Origin of the sequence: Billgrantia zhangzhouensis, assembly GCF_021404465.1 — a bacterium.
Lineage (GTDB): Bacteria > Pseudomonadota > Gammaproteobacteria > Pseudomonadales > Halomonadaceae > Halomonas > Halomonas zhangzhouensis.
On sequence record NZ_JABFTT010000003.1, the window covers coordinates 231,719 to 249,823 of the forward strand.

The following is an 18,105-nucleotide window of genomic DNA, read 5'->3' on the forward strand; positions in this document are numbered from 1 at the left end:
TCGCTCCCTCCGCACTTCTCCTTACAGATTCCTACAGGCTACATCCGAGCGCTCCGTGCTGTCGCCTGCGGTGGCAAAAAACACGCCGGCCACTTGGGCCGGCGTGTGTCAAGCGAAGAACAATCACACCTCCTTGTAGAGTTCCGCGCCTTGCTGGCGGAACTTCTCCGCCTGCTCCTCCATACCCTTCATCACCGCGTCCGCGTCGCCTTCGAGACCGTTCTCCTTCGCGTAGTCCCGTACCTCCTGGGTGATCTTCATGGAGCAGAACTTGGGTCCGCACATGGAACAGAAGTGGGCCACCTTGGCGGAGTCCTTGGGCAGGGTCTCGTCGTGGTACTCGCGGGCGGTATCCGGGTCCAGGCCGAGATTGAACTGATCCTCCCAGCGAAACTCGAAGCGCGCTTTGGAGAGGGCATTGTCGCGACGCTGGGCGGCGGGATGGCCCTTGGCCAGGTCGGCGGCGTGGGCGGCGATCTTGTAGGTGATGATGCCGGTCTTGACGTCGTCCTTGTTGGGCAGGCCGAGGTGCTCCTTGGGCGTGACGTAGCAGAGCATGGCGCAGCCGTACCAGCCGATCATCGCCGCGCCGATGCCCGAGGTGATGTGGTCGTAGCCCGGCGCGATGTCGGTGACTAGCGGACCGAGGGTATAGAAGGGCGCTTCGTCGCAGTACTCGAGCTGCTTGTCCATGTTCTCCTTGACCAGGTGCATGGGCACGTGGCCGGGACCTTCGATCATCACCTGCACGTCGTGCTTCCAGGCGATCTTGGTCAGCTCGCCGAGGGTCTTGAGCTCGGCCATCTGCGCTTCGTCGTTGGCGTCGGCGATGGAGCCGGGGCGCAGGCCGTCGCCCAGGGAGAAGGCCACGTCATAGGCCTTCATGATCTCGCAGATCTCCTCGAAGTGGGTGTAGAGGAAGCTCTCCTGGTGATGGTAGAGGCACCACTTGGCCATGATCGAGCCGCCGCGGGAGACGATGCCGGTGACACGCTTGGCGGTGAGCGGCACGTAGCGCAGCAGCACGCCGGCGTGGATGGTGAAGTAGTCCACGCCCTGCTCGGCCTGTTCGATGAGGGTGTCGCGGAACACCTCCCAGGTAAGGTCCTCGGCCACGCCGTTGACCTTCTCCAGCGCCTGGTAGATGGGCACGGTGCCGATGGGCACTGGCGAGTTGCGGATGATCCACTCGCGGGTCTCGTGGATGTTCTGCCCGGTGGACAGGTCCATGATGGTATCCGCCCCCCAACGGATGCCCCAGGTCATCTTGTCGACCTCCTCCTCGATGGAGGAGGTGACCGCCGAATTGCCCAGGTTGCCGTTGATCTTCACCAGGAAGTTGCGGCCGATGATCATCGGCTCCGATTCCGGGTGGTTGATGTTGGCGGGAATGATGGCGCGGCCCGCAGCCACCTCCTGGCGCACGAACTCCGGGGTGATCTCCTCCGGCAGCCGGGCGCCGAAGCCCTGGCCGGCGTGCTGGTGGCCGAGGATGCGCTCGACCTCTGCCGTTCCCAGAGCCTGGCGGCGCTGGTTCTCGCGAATGGCGATGAATTCCATTTCCGGGGTGACGATGCCCTGGCGAGCGTAGTGGAGCTGGGTGACGTTCTTTCCGGGTTTGGCGCGGCGTGGCGTGCGGGTCAGGTCGAAGCGTAACTGGGCCAGGGTCGGGTCGTTGGCGCGGCGCTTGCCGTACTCGCTGGTGGGGCCGTCGAGGAACTCGGTGTCACCGCGCTCCTCGATCCAGGCGCGGCGCAGCTCGGGCAGGCCGCGGCGCAGGTCGATCTCGGCCTGGGGGTCGGTGTAGGGGCCGGAGGTATCGTAGACCAGCAGCGGCGGATTCTCTTCGTTCGCGCCGGAGGTTCTGGTGGGCGAAAGCGAGATTTCACGAAAGGGCACGCGGATGTCGGGGCGCGAGCCCTCGACGTAGAGCTTGCGCGAGCCGGGCAGCGGCTGGATGGCGGCGTCGTCGACCTTGGCGGTCTCGGCGAGGAAGTGGGCGGTCTTGCTCATGGTCGGGAATCCTTGGTGCGTTGTTGTCGGTGAGTCAGAGGCTGTGGTCGAGCCCCATCTGCCAGAAATCGATCTCGAGCCGGGTGGCATCGCGGAACACCTCGACGAGCTCGTCGAAGCGTGCCGGGGTGATGTCGGCGAGGCGGGCGTCGAGCCATCCCAGTTCCGCCTGCATGGCGGCCTGGAACTCCTCGCCTTCGTACATGGCGATCCAAGCGTCATAGGGGTTGGCGTTGCCGCGTACCGTGGAGTCTTGAGCGTTGAGCCAATTGGCGATCTCGCCGTAGCCCACTAGGCAGGGAGCCAGCGCCACGTGGAGGTCGAGCAGGTCGCCGCGGTTGCCGGTATCGAGCACGTAGCGGGTGTAAGCCATGGTGGCCCGGGCCTCGGGCAGCGCGGCCAGCTCCGCCTCAGTGATGCCCCACTCGCGGCAGTAGCCCACGTGCAGGCCGAGCTCCACGTCGACGATGGCCTTGAGCCCCTCGTGGGCCTGGCGCAGGTCGGCCAGGGTGCGGCTCTTGTAGGCGGCCAGCGCATAGGCGCGGGCGAAATGGATCAGGAACAGGTAGTCCTGCTGCAAGTAGTGGCGAAAGGCACCTTCGTCCAGGGTGCCGGTGCCCAGGCCGCAGACGAAATCATGCTCGATATAGGCGCGCCAGTCGTCGTGGCAGGCGCGGGTCAGGTCGGTGAAGCGATAGCCCATCTTGCCTCCGGGTGCGAACGGATCCGGAGCGCGGGCGAAGGGGAAGAGTGGGTCAGGGCTGAGGAGGGGTGTACTGGCGCCCTGGCCACCGCTTGATTCCTACGCCGGTACGAGCCGGATCAGGTTCAACGGGCCCCGCCGTGACGACGTGTCTGCAGCAGACATGTCGTATGGCGATCTCAGCCGGTTCCACCGGCACCCCGTCAAGCGTTGTGGCCAGTCTAGCAGGTCGGCGGCCGCTTTCCAGCCATCCGGGCCATTTGGTTCATTCCACCTGATTCATTCCACCTGGACGTCCAGCCGTTCGAACCAGGCCTCGCTCACGGGCAGCACCAGCTCGCTGGCAGGCAGCCCGCTGGCGTACCACGAGCGGGCGTTGCGCAGCTGCCAGCGACGCCTGCCCTCGTCGATCTCGATGCCCAGCCGCAGCGGCCCATAGCGGGCGAAGGCGCGTCCGGCAAGTTGGGAGTCACGCAGGGCGAGGTTGGCCAGCAGTTCCAGGCGCTCGCCGCCCTGCACGGCGAGATTCTCCAGCCGTACGGTGTCGTCGCTCAGCATCACCCGCGCCTCGCCGTGCACCTCACCGAGCGTGAGGCGCTCACGCAGCCAGCGTCGTTCGCGGGTGGCATCGATGAGCAGATTTACCAGCAGGCCGCTGTCGCGCATGGCCAGCTCCAGTTGGGCGTCGAGTTCCAGCGGTCGTTCCCAGCGCATGCGCCCCTTGGGCAACTCGAGCCGCGCCCACCAGCCGTGGCTGAGGCTGCCGCCGGCATCCGCCAGGCGCACGCCGTCGAGGCTGAGCCGTGAGCCGGAGACGTCGAAGTCAAGATTCTCCAGGTCACCGTCCGTGAGCCGGGCCTCCAGGTGCAGAGCACCCTCTAGCGTCTGCTCGTGCAGGGCGAGCCGGGCGTCCGGTGCATGCAGTTCCAGCCGGCCGCTGGCGTGCATGCCTTCGAGCTGCAGTTGGGTGGCGATGCGGGCTTGGCCGGCGAGCAGCTCGATGGCGCCACCCTGGGGCAGGTAGTCGTTGAGCGCGGCCAGATCCGCCACCACCAGGTAGGGAAGATCGATGCGCGTGCTTAGCTCGCGCAGTCCCTCGGGCAGATCGAAATGGCGTGCGCGGCTATGAATGCTCAGCAGCCGACCCTCGATCAGCGCACCTTCGTCCGCCTGACGGCGTAGGCCGAAGCGGGGCAGCGACAGGCTGAACTCGGCACCGGGATCGTCGACCGTCACGCTCAGCGAGCCGTCGCCGAAGGCCTCGTAGTGCATGAAGCGGGCGCCGAGCCGCTCGGAATGAACGCGCAACTGGCTGCCGGGGGTGGCTTGGCCGTTGCTGAAGCGCAGGTCGGCGCTCAGGCGTCCGCCACCCTGAATGGCTAGACCGTGCTCGTCGGGCAGAAAGGCGTTGAGAAAGCCGAGCCGGTCGAGTAGTCCGTCCAACTGCAGCGTGCCGGAAAGCGGTCGGCGCGACGCCTTGCTGCCGGGCCAGTCGAAGCCGCCCTGGAGTCTTGCCTGCCGGGCCACCAACTGGGTACGCAGGGGCTCGGCGCCGTTCGTCGAAGCATCAAGGGTCAGGCGGCTGCCGGAGAGGTCCAGACGTTGGCCGGCGGGGTTGAGATCGTGCAGCTCGAGGATCAGCTCCAGTTTCCCTTCGAACGCTTCCTGCAGCAGGCGGCCACGAATGGCATCGCCCGACAGGGTGGCCTGCCCCCGGGCGCGTTCCTCGTCGATGAACAGTTGCCCACTGCTCCCAGCCTGGCCGCCGTGCAGCTGTAACGGGGCCGTTGGCGGCAGGTAGGCATCGAGCACGCTGACGTCGGGGATGCGTGCGCCATGCCACTCGATCTCTGCGGTGGCGGAGCGTGTGGCCTGTGGATCCGCCTGAGCGGCGGCGGCAAGCACGAGATGCTCGGCCTGGAATAGCCGGCGGCCATCGCTGAGACGGGTGAGGTCCACCTCACCGAAGACGAGCTCCACGCTTGCCTGGGAGTGAAGCTCGCCAGCCGTCAGCGTCAGATGGACGCGGCCGTCGCCGCGAGCGTGAAAGTCGAGAAAGCGGGCGCCCAGTGCTTCGGACCGAACGTCGAGTCGGCTGCCGGGCAGCGGCTGGCCGTCGCGAACCTGAAGCGAGCCATCGAGCCGGCCGCCGCCTTGCAGGGCAAGGCCGCGTCCATCGAACAGTCCGCTGAGAAAAGGGTCGAGCACGGCGAGATTGGCAACATGGCCACGCAGGTCCAGCCCCGCTTGCCATGGAGTTTCGCTATCGCGCAGGGTGGTGTCGTCCAGTTCGCGCCATGCCAGCGGCGAGTGAAAGCGGGCGATGGGCAGCGCAAGCGATGTGGTGAGCGGTTGTGCCTCGCCAGGGGCGGCGGCTTCCAGGTCGAAGCGGGTACCGGAAACGTCCACCGTGCCACCTTCGACGTCGAGTTCGGCGATGGGCAGGTGCAGGCCCAGCCGGCCGATCAGCGGCTGCTCCCCGAGGCGCACCGAGATGGCTTCTCCGGCGAGATCGAAGCCGCCAGTGAGGTGCTCTGCGTCGTAGCTGAGTCCGCCTTGCAATCTGGCTGTACCCCCTTCCAGCATCAGCGGTACGAGGGGCGGTAGATAGCGCTGGAAGGCGGCGATGTCGTATGCCTCGGCGTTGCGCCAGTTCAGTTCGGCGCGCAGCAGTTCGTCCGGCGGGGCGTGCAGGCGCAGCTTAGGGGTCTCCAGCGCTAGCCGGAACCCCTCCCCGCCGAGCAGCGGCTGGGCCGAGGTGTCGGGTGTCGCCTGGACCATCTCGATGTCATCGAGTTCGAGGGCCAGGCGTGCGCTTTGCGCCACCTCGACCTCGATGGCGCCGGAGCCGTCGATGCGATAGAGCGCCCCCGCTTCCAGCCAGTGGCGCTCGTCGAGTTGCACGCTCAGGCGAGGGGAGTCGAGGCGAAGGCGGCTGCCCGGCTGGACTTCGCCGCGCTCAATGGCGATGTCGCCGGTAAGGTCGCCACGCCCATCGACCTCGAGCCAGCCCAGCGCAGCGAGGTAGGGGTTGAAAACCTCGTAGGCGTCGCTGCGTCCGGCCAGGACGATGCTGCCGGAAACGAAGCGGGCCGCTTCAGCGCTGGGATGCTCGGCCAGCGTCAGTGGGGCGAGGCGCAGGTCGGCGTCCAGCGTCACGTCTTCCACCAGTGCGGTGTCGCCATGCAGGACGGCGCCGCTGGAGAGGGCCAGCGCCGCACGCTTGGCGGCCAGTTCTCCCGCGCGCCAATGGATACCGGCCAAGTGCAGCGTGCCGTCGCCCCGCAGGCGGTAGTCGTCCAGGCTTGCGTGGCGGATGCCCTCGGCATCGAGGGCGCGAATCTCCACATCGCGAGCGAGCAGCGGAGCGAGAGCGATGCGCAGGGTGGCGTGCCGCGCCTCCAGGGCATAGCGGCGCTCGGCGGCGCTGCCGCCAAGACGGAGCCCCGTGACCTGCAGGTGGCCGGGGTAGGTTGTCCAGGCCCGCTCCCACTCCAGCGTTAGCTGCGGCACGCGTTCGAGCTGGCCGCGAGCCCAGTCGCTGTTGATCAGCAAGTTGGCGACCGCGAGATACAAAAAATAGAGTGCCGCCGGGAGCGCTATGAGCCATGCCAGCGTCCTGCGTGGCGTGGGTAGGATCATGTCATGCTCCTTCGTCCTTGAGACATTTGGCCTCCTTGGGAGCGGCGAGGCCGATCAATAGAGCCGAAACTCCTGGTGGTTCGGCACGCCTTGCTGCTCCTCGATGACCTTGCGGTAGCGCTTGTATTCCCATTGGTACTGGGCGGGATCCAGCGTGATCGCAGCCTCCACGCAGGCGTTGACGCCGGTGGCCGATTCGGTCTCGTCGACAGAGTAGACGCGCTCGTCGGCGGCGAGGAAGTGGATGGCGAAGCCGCGGCCGGGAAGACGTCGCGCCACGCCGGTGACAACCCGGGCATCGGTGCGCGCGACTAGCTTGGGCAGCAGGGTCGCGGTGTAGGCCAGGCGACGATAGAAGGGGGCAAATACGCCGCTGCCCCAGTCGGGTTCCTGGTCCGGTAGGATGCCGACGGCCTCGCTGCGCTTGAGTGCCTTGAGCAGGGCCGCGACGCCGCGTGGGTTGGTCGGTACCAGGCTCGCGCCCATGCGCTCGCGCCCCTGCCGGATCACCGGGTCGAGTTCGGCGATCTTGGGGGGCTCGTACATGGCGGTGAAGGGGAAGTGGCTCGAGAGCCAGAAGTTGAGTATCTCCCAATTGCCGAAGTGCGGGGCCAGTACGATCACGCCGCGCCCTTCGGCCCTGGCTTCGTCGAGCAGCTCGCGACCATGGATCTCGATGATCGAATCCTCGACCCGCTGCGGTGCAGCCATCCAGGCGAAGCCCAGCTCGAGCATGGTGGCGGTGGAGTGGGTCAGGCTTTCACGGGCCAACTGGCGACGCCCCGAGGCAGCTTGCTCGGGGTAGACCTCGGCCAGATTGATCTCGGTGACCTCGCGCTCGCGACGGCTCAAGCGATGCACCATGGGGCCGGCGATGCGGGCCAGACGCCAGAGCGTGGCGGGGCGACGGCCGGCCAGGGTGCGCCACAGTGTGGCAATGGCGCGTCCCCGCAGGGTGGTGGTGGAGGTGGGCTGCGACTCGCTCATGGACTCAGACTCAGATCAGCCAGGCGTCCACATTCTCGGGCTCGCGGTGCTCCTGCAAGCGCTTGATGCCCTTGACGCAACGCACCACCAGCCAGACGATCACCACCAGCCAGGTCACGAAGCCGATCAGTACCAGCATCAGCAGGCCGGAAATGGCGAAGTAGAGCACCGCAAGCCAGAAGGTGCGGATCTGATAACGGTAGTGCTCATCGAACCAGTGTGGATTCTGGCCGCGATAGACATAGGCGATCACCACACCGACCAGCATGGTCAGGCCGCCAGTGACGATGCCTGCCAGGAACAGGGCGTAGACGACGATGGGCAGGGTGGTGTCGGGCGTGCCGCCCGAATCGATGACGTTACGGCTCTCGGGACTATCGTTCATGAGTCATCCAGTCGGTCATGGTTTGCGTCAATGATACCGGCCGCGGGCGACATTGCCAGGGAGGCGGCTATTCGAGTACCTCCTTGATCGGGCGGCTGATCTCCAGCAGGTTGCCATCCGGGTCGCGCAGGTAGATCGATTCGATAGGACCGTTGGCTCCCTGCCGCGGGACCGGGCCAAGTTCGACTTCGATATCCAGCGCTTCCAGATGGCGCTGCACCTCGTCCAATGGCAGTAGGCTGCGCAGGCACAGGTCGAGACTGCCCGGCGTGGGGGTGGCGGCGCGCGGTTCGATGTCGGTCGCCGTCCAGTGCAGGCACAGGGCGATATCGCCGAGTATCAGGTCGACGTGCTCACGATCCCGATAGCGCACCTCGAGGCCAAGCACTCGTGAATAGAAGTCCACGGCGCGGGAAATGTCGGTCACGGTGATGACCAGATGGTCTAGACCTGACAGCATTGCGGCCTCCTCGTAATGTTGTGTTTCACCACTTTGTTTCGTCAGGCCCAAAAGGATACGCCGATGCCGACCTGCCCGCTATGCACTGGCACTCGTTCGCGCCATTTTCATCGCGATGCGAGACGCGACTACTACCGTTGCGAGAACTGCCGGCTGGCGTTCGTACCACCGGAGCAGCGCCTGTCGCCCGAGCAAGAGAAAGCGGTCTACGACCAGCACGAGAACCTCCCCGACGACCCTGGCTATCGCCGTTTCCTGTCGCGCCTGTTCGATCCGCTCGAACGTCGGCTGGCACCGGGTGCTCGCGGGCTCGACTTCGGTGCCGGTCCTGGGCCGACGCTGTCGCTGATGTTCGAGGAGGCGGGCTATCCGATGGCCATCTACGATCCTTTCTACGCGCCGGATCCCGCCGTCCTCAAGCGCCGCTACGATTTCATTACCGCCACCGAAGTAGTGGAGCATTTGTTCGCACCGGGACGTGAGCTCGAGCGCCTTGCGACTCTGCTGCCCGAAGGGGGCTGGCTGGGCCTGATGACCAAACGTGTTACCAGCGAGGAGGCCTTCGCCCGCTGGCACTACATACTCGATCCGACCCATGTGTGTTTCTTCAGCGAAGCGAGCTTCGAGTGGCTGGCGGAGCGGCTCGGCATGAACGTCGAGTTTCCCGCCGCAGATATTGCGCTGTTCCAGAAACGTTCTGTTCGCTGACGTTCTTGATGTCCATCAATTTTCCCTTGCCGCGACTGACCTAGAGTCATAGGGCAGACAAGCGCGTCGATGCCTTCCTGCGATTGGCGGGTGTGTCCCGCGCAGCATGGCGATGCCAGGGGAGGGAATATGGGTAACGCGGAGGTGGTAGCCAGCAAGAGCGAGAAGCGATTTCGTTTTCCGACTGCCTTTACCATTCTGTTTGGCTTGACGATCCTGGCGGCGGTACTGACCTGGGTCGTGCCGGCAGGTCAGTACGAGAGGGCATACGACGAGTCGCTGGGGCGCGAGGTCACCGTAGTGGGCAGCTACCAGCAGGTCGAGGCCAACCCACAGAATGCTTGGGACGTGCTGATGGCGCCCGTGGCCGGCTTGTACGACCCCGGCAGCTACGAGGCCAATGCGATCGACGTTGCCCTGTTCGTTCTGATCATTGGGGGCTTCATTGGCGTAGTCACGGCCACCGGTGCCATCGATGCCGGTGTCGGGCGTGCCATGAAACGCATGGCAGGACACGAAAAGTGGATGATTCCGCTGCTAATGGGGCTCTTCGCCCTGGGCGGCACGACGTATGGAATGGCCGAGGAGACGCTGGCCTTCTACATGCTGTTGATCCCCATCATCATTGCTGCGGGATACGACTCGGTGACGGCAGTGGCGATCATTCTGTTGGGTGCGGGGGTCGGGGTGCTGGGCTCGACGGTCAACGCCTTCGCCACGGTCATCGCTTCCGATGCTGCCGGCATACCCTTCACCGACGGCCTGACCCTCAGGCTTGTGATCCTGGTGCTGTGCTTCGTCGCCACCGTACTCTATGTGATGCGCTACGCGGCCAAGGTCAAACGAAACCCCGAGGTTTCCATCGTCGGCGACCGGCGCGAAGCGGACCGAGAATATTTCCTGAGCCAGCGGAGCGCGGAAGAACTTCCTTTCACTCGTACTCGCAAGCTGGTGCTCGCCCTGTTTGCCGCCACTTTCCTGATCATGGTGTGGGGAGTGCTGATGGCCGGCTGGTGGATGGGCGAGATGACGGCGCTCTTCCTGGCGGCCAGTCTGGTCATCGGCGTGACGGCCCGCCTGGGAGAGGTGCGTTTCGTGGAATCCTTCGTCGGCGGTGCCAAGGAACTGCTGGGCGTGGCGCTGATCATCGGTCTGGCGCGGGGCATCGTGGTCATCATGGATGCTGGTCTCATCACCGATACCATTCTGCATTGGTCCGAGGAGCGGGTGAGCGGCCTCTCCAACGTTGCCTTCATCAACGTCATGTACTGGCTTCAAATCATGATGTCGTTCTTCGTCCCCTCCTCCTCGGGGCTGGCCGTAATGAGCATGCCGGTGCTGGCACCGATGGCCGACTTTGCGGGAGTAGGGCGAGACCTGGTGGTAACGGCCTACCAATCCGCGAATGGCCTGGTCAATCTGATCAATCCGACCTTTGCCGTGGTCATGGGGGCGTTGGCGATAGGGCGTGTGCCTTATGAACGCTGGCTGCGCTTCATGTGGCCGCTGCTGGTGATTCTTACTCTGGTCATCCTCGGCTGTCTGAGTCTGGCGGCAATGCTGGGGTGAGTCACTGCAAGGTATCGAATAATGCGTGCACGGCCACCTGCCGGTTCGAGGCGTAACTAGGCAGTTAGCCACTAACGCAACCGTTGGCGAGACATGCAAAAGGAGGCGTCCCATGTCGATGCTGCTAGGCGTACATTCCGAAGTCGGCACATTGCACAAGGTGCTGGTTTGCTCGCCGGGGCTTGCCCACCAGCGTCTGACGCCGGGCAATTGCCACGAGCTATTGTTCGACGACGTGCTGTGGGTCAGCCAGGCCAAGCGCGACCACTTCGATTTCGTGACCAAGATGCGTGAGCGTGGGGTGGAAGTGCTGGAGATGCACAACCTGCTGGCCGATATTTTGAAAAGCGCTGACGCAAGAAAGTGGGTGTTGGATCGCAAGATTACTCCCGATCTCGTCGGGGTCGGGCTGGCAGACGAAGTTCGCGCGTGGCTGGACGAAATGGAAGCAAGGCAACTGGCGACCTATCTCATCGGCGGCATCTCGGGTGCCGACCTTCCCGAGACGCAAGGGGCGGAAGTGCTGAAGATGTTTCGTGATTACCTGGGGCATTCGAGCTTCCTCCTACCGCCTCTACCAAATACCGTCTTTACCCGGGATACGACCTGCTGGATCTATGGCGGGGTCACGCTGAACCCGATGTACTGGGAGGCCAGACGGCAGGAAACGCTGCTGACCACGGCCATCTATCGCTTCCATCCCTCCTTTACCGACGCGGAGTTCCGAACTTGGTATGGCGACCCTGAGCGCTATCATGGGCTGGCCACGCTGGAGGGGGGCGACGTGATGCCGCTTGGCAAGGGCATCGTCCTGATCGGTATGGGGGAGCGCACGTCGCGACAAGCCATCGGTCAACTGGCCCAGTCTCTCTTCGATGCCGAGGCCGCGGAGCGAATCATCGTCGCCGGGCTGCCAAGATCCCGTGCCGCCATGCATCTGGATACCGTATTCAGCTTCTGCGATCGTGACCTGGTTACGGTATTTCCTGAGGTGGTGCAGGGAATCGTGACATTCAGCTTGCGTCCCGACGAGAGTAAGCCCGGCGGCATCGACCTGCGTCGCGAAACCTTGCCGTTCCTGGACGTCGTTGCCGAAGCGCTTGGCCTGAAGGCACTGCGTGTCGTCGAGACTGGAGGCGACTGGTTCGAATCGGAGCGTGAGCAGTGGGACGACGGCAACAACGTCGTGGCGATCGAGCCCGGCGTAGTGATCGGCTATGACCGCAATACCTACACCAATACCCTGCTGCGCAAGGCCGGGGTGGAGGTGATCACCATCGACGCGAGCGAACTGGGCCGTGGGCGCGGCGGCGGTCATTGCATGACCTGCCCCATTGTGCGTGATCCGATCGACTACTGACCGAAGGTCAAGGAGAACAATGGCATGCGTATCGTGATTGCCCTCGGGGGCAATGCGCTGCTGCGCCGAGGCGAACCCATGACGGCTGAAGCCCAGCGTGCCAATATCGGTGTCGCCTGCGAGCAGATCGCCAAGGTGGCTGCGGGCAATGAGCTGGTCATCGCCCATGGGAACGGGCCACAGGTAGGACTGCTGGCATTGCAAGGAGCGGCCTATACCGCTGTCACCCCCTATCCACTGGATGTGTTGGGTGCGGAAACGGAGGGCATGATCGGCTACCTGATCGAGCAGGAGCTCGGGAACCGCCTGCCCGCCGAGGTACCTTTCGCCACTCTGTTGACGCAAGTGGAGGTCGAGCCCGACGATCCTGCCTTTCAGCATCCCAGCAAACCGATTGGCCCGGTCTACTCGGCGGACGAAGCCGAACGCTTGGCTAGGGAAAAAGGGTGGAGCATCGCGCCGGATGGCGATAGGTTCCGTCGGGTCGTGCCGAGCCCACGCCCCAAGCGGATCTTTGAACTCAGGCCGATAAGGTGGCTGCTGGAGAAGGGCTCTATCGTCATCTGCGCTGGCGGGGGAGGTATTCCTGTCGTCTACGATGAGAACCACAAGCTGCACGGAGTCGAGGCGGTGATCGATAAGGACCTTTGTTCTGCGCTGCTGGCTGAGCAATTGCAAGCCGACCTGCTGGTCATTGCCACCGATGTCGACGCGGCATACGTCAATTGGAGCGATCCGAGCCGCAAGGCCATCGCCAATGCACATCCGGATGCCTTGGAGGCGATTGAGTTCGCTGCCGGTTCGATGGGGCCCAAAGTCGAAGCGGCTTGTGGCTTTGCCAGGCGTACCGGCAACGAGGCGGTGATCGGCACATTAGCCGACATCGAGGCAATCGTACGTGGTCATGGGGGCACCCGGATCAGCGATGCGGCTGCCGGGCTCACCTATCGCTAGCCGGGCTGGGTATTCGAAAGAAAAAATTTGTCGAATTGTAGTCGATCGTCGAGATAATACTCGGGTTGTCTTTGCTGGCTCCAACAAAGCAATTGACTTGGTGCGTGATAGTCGTATGATTCGCGCCGCCCCGATCGAGAGTTGGCTATTTTTCGATGCCGTGCAGGGGCTATGGGCAGCGTTCCACGACGCTTTCTGTCATCTTTCCATACTTCCACATGCTGTCGAGAGGCACGCTCATGTCGCGGCAACTGCTGGCCATGGCTCTGGCTCCCCTGCTGGGGCTCTTCATCCTGGGGATCGGCAACGGCTTCCTGGCCACGCTGATTACCCTGCGGCTGGATGCGGCCGGCGAATCGCCGGTGGTCATTGGCTGGGTCTCCTCGGCGTACTTCATCGGCCTGGCACTGGGGGCGATGTTCAACGACCGATTGTTGCTGCGTATCGGCCACATCCGTGCCTATGGCAGCTTCGCTTCACTGGTGGCGGTCACGGTGTTGCTGCAGGCCCTGATCTTCGATCCCTGGGCCTGGTTCGGCTTACGCCTGATCGGCGGCTGGGCCACCGTGGGGGTCTATCTGGTCATCGAAAGCTGGCTGCTCACCTCCGGTGACCAGAAAGTACGCGGTAGGCTGCTCGCGCTCTACATGATCTCGTTGTATGCGGCTGGGGTGATCGGTCAATTGTTGCTCGGTGTCACCGATGCCATGGGCGAGGCCGCGCCGTTCATGGTGATCGGCATGTTGGCGTCGCTGTCGGTGTTGCCGATGGCGATGATCCCCCGAGTGTCGCCGCTCATCGATCATGCCGAGCCGCTGTCGCCGATGCGCCTGATCACGCTCACGCCCACCGGGGTGATGGGCAGTTTCGGCTCCGGTCTGGCAGTCGCCGCCGTCTATACGCTGCTGCCGCTCTATCTCCAGCGCATCGGTCTTACGGTGGCGCAGGTCGGTCAGATGATGGCGGTGGTCGTGCTCGGCGCCATGCTGCTGCAGTATCCCATCGGGCGCTGGTCCGACCGCCACGATCGCCAGATCGTGCTGATCATGATCGGGGCCTTCTGCACCCTGATCTCTGCCGGCATGCTGCTGCTGCCGCTCAACCCCTGGGTGCTGGCCGCGCTGCTGTTCCTGCTGGGTGGCGGTGTCTTTGCCCTTTATCCGGTGGCGGTCAGCCATGCCGCCGACCGCGCGCCGGCGGGGGCGCTGGTGCGCATGAGCCAGGGCCTGCTGCTGATCAATGCTATCGGCTCGACGGTCAGCCCTCCGTTGATTTCGCCGGCCATGGCCTGGATTGGCGACGCCGGGTTGTTCTGGGCCTTCGGTGGGCTGGGGCTGTTCCTGGTTGGCTTCTTCGCCTGGCGGCGTAACGTGCGTCCCGCACCGGTGCCGGTGGCGCCCTTTGCTCCTACGACGCCAATGTCTTCGGTGGGTGCCGAGCTGGCCGTGACCGAGGAACTGGTGCAGGGTGCCATCGAGCACGAGCACGTGGAGGATCTCTCCAACCTCGTGCCTGAAGTAGAGGTGGCCGAGCCCGTGGTTGGCCCGCCGCCGCCGGACGAGCCGCGTATCGCTTTCTATCACGACGAAGACGCTCTCCCTCAGGTGGACGAAGACGAGCGAACGGAGGTGCCGCTGGACGGCGATAGCCGTCGCTGATTCCACGAGCGAACTCGGAAGCGCCCGGTGCCACGATGGCCCCGGGCGTTTCGCTATGGGGGAACGACGACAGGGCATAGCCGCAGGGGGGCGACCTAGGGATAATGGTTAACGAAAAGTAGTGAATCTACTATCACTGTTATCATTTTCCTGAGGTGGTGCCATGTCTCCCTTTGCCGCTCCCGTTCGTGATCTTCGCTTCGTGCTCGAGGAACTGCTCGAGTATCGCTCACTCGAGCTACCTGGCTTCGACGAGACCAGCCCCGACCTGGTCGAGGCGGTGCTGGAGGAAGCCGCCAAGCTGGCCGGCGAGGTGTGGGCTCCGCTCAATGCCAGCGGTGACCGCCAGGGCTGCGTGCGTCGTGAAGATGGCGGCGTGACCCTGCCGGATGGTTTCGCCGAGGCCTACCAAGCTTATGTGGAAGGCGGCTGGAACGGCATCGGCGTGTCCCAGGCGCTGGGTGGCCAGGGGCTTCCCGAGGTGGTGGCGAGTAGCGTGCAGGAGATGCTGCATGGCGCCAACATGGCGCTGGGGCTGTGCCCGATGCTCACCGCCGGGGCTATCGAGGCGCTGGCCCACCACGGCAGCGATGCGCTCAAGGAGACCTACCTGCCCAGGCTGGTCGAGGGCAGTTGGACCGGCACCATGAACCTCACCGAGCCCCAGGCCGGCTCCGACCTTTCCAGGGTGCGTACTCGAGCCGTGCCTGAAGACAATCATTACCGCTTGTTCGGGCAGAAGATTTTCATCACTTGGGGCGAGCACGACGCCAGCGAGAACATCATCCACCTGGTGCTGGCGCGCAAGCCCGATGCTCCCGAGGGCAACAAGGGCATCTCGCTGTTCCTGGTGCCGAAATTCCTGGTCAACGAGGACGGCAGCCTGGGCGAGCGCAACGACGTCACCTGTGCTTCCATCGAGCACAAGCTGGGCATTCACGGCTCGCCCACCTGTACCCTGAGCTTCGGTGAAAACGATGGCGCCATCGGCTACCTGATAGGCGAGGAGGGGCGCGGCCTCAATCATATGTTCACCATGATGAACGAGGCGCGCCACAAGGTCGGCGTGCAGGGCATCGGCGTAGCCGAGCGTGCCTGTCAGCACGCCTTCGCCTACGCCCTGGACCGCGTGCAGGGCAAGGCGCGCGGTTCCGAGGCCACCATCAGCGAGCACCTCGATGTACGCCGCATGCTGCTCTCCATGCGTGCCCGCACCGATGCCCTGCGGGCACTGGCGCTCTACTGCGCCGCTCAACTGGACGTGGCGCGCCATGCGGCCGACGCCGTCGAGCGCGAGGCCGCCCAGGCACGGGTCGACGTGCTGATCCCGGTGGTCAAGGCATTCTCCACCGACCAGGCCGTGGAAATCGCTTCGCTGGGCGTGCAGGTGCATGGCGGCATGGGTTATATCGAAGAGACCGGCGCCGCCCAACTGCTGCGCGACGCTCGTATTGCTCCGATCTATGAGGGCACCAACGGCATCCAGGCCCTCGACCTGACCGGGCGCAAGCTCTCCCGCGACGGCGGTGCGGCGCTGAGCGGGCTGATCGAGGAGGTTGAGGTTACCGCCGGTGAGCTGCGCTACAACGACGAGCTTGCCGCATTGGGCGAGAGCCTGGCTGCCGGTGCCGCCGACCTGCGTGCCGCCATGGCCTTGATACTCGAGGCGAGCCGCGATCCGCAGAGTGGAGCCGACGCCATTCAGGCCTACGCCACGCCGTTCCTGGCGCTGGCCGGCCACGTATTATGCGCCTGGCAGATGGGGCGCGCGGCGCTCAAGGCCAGTCATGCCCTGGCAGGAGGAAGCAGCGACCCGTTCTATCGGACCAAGCTGGCCACCGCTGACTTTGCCCTGCGCCAGTGGCTGCCGGCCGGCCGCGCCAACCGCAGCGTGATCGAAGCCGGCATGCAGAGCCTGATCGACTTCCCGGTCACCGCCTCCTGAGGCAGCGGGCACCGATCGGTCGACTCGCCGATCGGTGCCCTTGCGTCCAGCGCTGCACAATAACGAGACCACACTCGGAGCCCACCATGAACGACAGCATCTTCGAACAGGACCTGCCCAAGACGCAGGCCAACTTCGTCCCGCTATCCCCGCTGACCTTCATCGAGCGGAGCGCGTCCATCTATCCCGATTATCCGGCGGTGGTGCATGGCGATATCCGCCGCAACTGGAGCGAGACCTGGGCGCGTTGTCGCCGGCTTGCCTCGGCGCTCGAGAAGCGCGGCATCAAGCCCGGCGAGACGGTGGCCGTGATGCTGCCCAACGTACCGGCCATGTTCGAGGCACATTTCGGCGTGCCGCTGGCTGGTTGCGTGCTCAACACGCTCAACATTCGCCTCGACGCTGAGGCCATTGCCTACATGCTCGAGCATGGCGAGGCCCAGGCCGTGCTGGTCGACCCGGAATTCGCCGGGGTGATCGAGGATGCCGTCTCGCGGCTGGCCATCAAGCCGCTGGTGATCGACGTGGACGATGTCCTGTACGAGGGTGAGTCGCGCCATATTGGTGAGCTGGAATACGAGGCGCTGCTGGCCGAGGGCGATCCGGACTACGCTTACCAGCTCCCCGAGGACGAATGGCAGGCGATCTCGCTCAACTACACCTCCGGCACCACCGGCAAGCCCAAGGGCGTGGTCTACCACCACCGCGGCGCCTACCTCAACGCGGTGAGCAACATCCTCGAGTGGGCCATGCCGCACCATCCGGTCTACCTCTGGACCCTGCCGATGTTTCACTGCAACGGCTGGTGCTTCCCCTGGACCATCGCCGCCAACGCCGGTACCAGCGTGTGCCTGCGCAAGGTCGATCCGAAGCGGATCATGGACCTGATCGCCGATGAAAAGGTGACCCACTTCAGCGGTGCGCCCATCGTGCTCAACGGCCTGGTCAACCTACCGGCGGAGCAGAAACGCGAGTTCGATCACCCGGTGAAGGTCACCACCGCCGGGGCCGCGCCTCCCGCCTCGGTGATCGCCGGGGTCGAGACGCTCGGCATCGAGGTGACCCATGTCTACGGTCTCACCGAAGTCTACGGTCCGGTGACCGTGTGCGCCTGGCGCGAGGCATGGGACGAGCTCTCGCTGGAGCAGCGGGCCAGGATCAAGGCGCGCCAGGGCGTGCGCTACCACATGCTGGAAGCACTCTGTGTGGCCGATCCCAACACCCTGGAGCCGGTACCCAAGGATGGCGAGACCATAGGCGAGATCCTGATGCGCGGCAACAACGTGATGAAGGGCTACCTGAAGAACGAGGCGGCTACCGAGCAGGCGTTGGAGGGCGGCTGGTATCACACCGGCGATCTCGCCGTATGGCATCCGGACGGCTACATGGAAATCAAGGATCGTTCCAAGGACATCATCATCTCCGGCGGCGAGAACATCTCCACCATCGAGGTGGAGGATGTCATCTACTCGTATCCCGCAGTGGAGGAGGTTGCAGTAGTGGCCAAGCCCGACGAGAAGTGGGGCGAAACGCCCTGTGCCTTCGTCAAGCTCAAGGTGGACTGCGCGGAGGTGACCGAAGCCGATATCATCGAGCACTGCCGCCAACATCTGGCGCGCTTCAAGGTACCCAAGACAGTGATCTTCACCGAGCTGCCCAAGACCTCCACCGGCAAGATCCAGAAATTCGTCCTGCGCGAAGAAGCGCGCAAGCACTGAAGG

At 64.5% G+C, this 18,105-nt stretch carries 13 protein-coding genes and 1 riboswitch; of the genes, 7 read left to right on the forward strand and 6 right to left on the reverse strand.

Translation table 11 applies throughout. The annotated features are described in order from the left end of the window. Window positions 1-123 precede the first annotated feature (123 nt). The 6 genes from thiC to HOP51_RS04820 form a co-directional block, all read right to left on the reverse strand. The gene (thiC, locus tag HOP51_RS04795) at window positions 124-2,013 is read right to left on the reverse strand and encodes a phosphomethylpyrimidine synthase ThiC (RefSeq protein WP_234272824.1); all 1,890 of its coding nucleotides are present in this window, start codon (window positions 2,011-2,013) and stop codon (window positions 124-126) included. A 34-nt stretch (window positions 2,014-2,047) separates the two neighbouring features. Continuing rightward, on the reverse strand, window positions 2,048-2,716 hold the full coding sequence (tenA, locus tag HOP51_RS04800; protein WP_234272825.1) for a thiaminase II: 669 nt from the start codon (window positions 2,714-2,716) through the stop codon (window positions 2,048-2,050). A 79-nt stretch (window positions 2,717-2,795) separates the two neighbouring features. Next, window positions 2,796-2,929, reverse strand: a riboswitch (TPP riboswitch). 66 nt (window positions 2,930-2,995) lie between these two features. Then, a complete protein-coding gene (locus HOP51_RS04805) occupies window positions 2,996-6,358 on the reverse strand; it encodes a hypothetical protein (protein ID WP_234272826.1) in 3,363 nt (1,120 codons plus the stop codon). Between the two features lie 54 nt (window positions 6,359-6,412). Then, window positions 6,413-7,345, reverse strand: a complete 933-nt coding sequence (locus tag HOP51_RS04810) for a lysophospholipid acyltransferase family protein (protein WP_234272827.1) — start codon at window positions 7,343-7,345, stop codon at window positions 6,413-6,415. 10 nt (window positions 7,346-7,355) lie between these two features. After that, complete coding sequence (locus HOP51_RS04815) at window positions 7,356-7,730, reverse strand: DUF4870 family protein (protein WP_234272828.1); 375 nt, start codon at window positions 7,728-7,730, stop codon at window positions 7,356-7,358. A gap of 67 nt (window positions 7,731-7,797) precedes the next feature. Further along, window positions 7,798-8,190 (reverse strand): VOC family protein, encoded by a 393-nt coding sequence (locus HOP51_RS04820; RefSeq protein WP_234272829.1) that lies wholly within the window; start codon window positions 8,188-8,190, stop codon window positions 7,798-7,800. 63 nt (window positions 8,191-8,253) lie between these two features. Here HOP51_RS04820 and HOP51_RS04825 point away from each other — a divergent pair, with 63 nt between their 5' ends. From HOP51_RS04825 to HOP51_RS04855, 7 genes are all read left to right on the forward strand, one after another. After that, entirely contained in the window at window positions 8,254-8,898 is a 645-nt protein-coding gene (locus tag HOP51_RS04825) for a class I SAM-dependent methyltransferase (RefSeq protein ID WP_234272830.1), read from the forward strand. Between the two features lie 129 nt (window positions 8,899-9,027). Then, a complete protein-coding gene (locus HOP51_RS04830; protein WP_234272831.1) occupies window positions 9,028-10,467 on the forward strand; it encodes a YfcC family protein in 1,440 nt (479 codons plus the stop codon). 112 nt (window positions 10,468-10,579) lie between these two features. Beyond that, a complete protein-coding gene (arcA, locus tag HOP51_RS04835) occupies window positions 10,580-11,827 on the forward strand; it encodes an arginine deiminase (protein ID WP_234272832.1) in 1,248 nt (415 codons plus the stop codon). 24 nt (window positions 11,828-11,851) lie between these two features. Beyond that, complete coding sequence (gene arcC / locus HOP51_RS04840) at window positions 11,852-12,781, forward strand: carbamate kinase (RefSeq protein WP_234272833.1); 930 nt, start codon at window positions 11,852-11,854, stop codon at window positions 12,779-12,781. 239 nt (window positions 12,782-13,020) lie between these two features. Next, on the forward strand, window positions 13,021-14,439 hold the full coding sequence (locus tag HOP51_RS04845) for an MFS transporter (protein ID WP_234272834.1): 1,419 nt from the start codon (window positions 13,021-13,023) through the stop codon (window positions 14,437-14,439). Between the two features lie 163 nt (window positions 14,440-14,602). Next, window positions 14,603-16,384 carry an acyl-CoA dehydrogenase gene (locus tag HOP51_RS04850; RefSeq protein ID WP_234272835.1) on the forward strand — a complete coding sequence of 594 codons (1,782 nt, stop codon included), beginning with the start codon at window positions 14,603-14,605 and terminating at the stop codon, window positions 16,382-16,384. Window positions 16,385-16,470: 86 nt separating this feature from the next. After that, on the forward strand, window positions 16,471-18,102 hold the full coding sequence (locus tag HOP51_RS04855) for an acyl-CoA synthetase (protein ID WP_234272836.1): 1,632 nt from the start codon (window positions 16,471-16,473) through the stop codon (window positions 18,100-18,102). Window positions 18,103-18,105 lie beyond the last annotated feature (3 nt).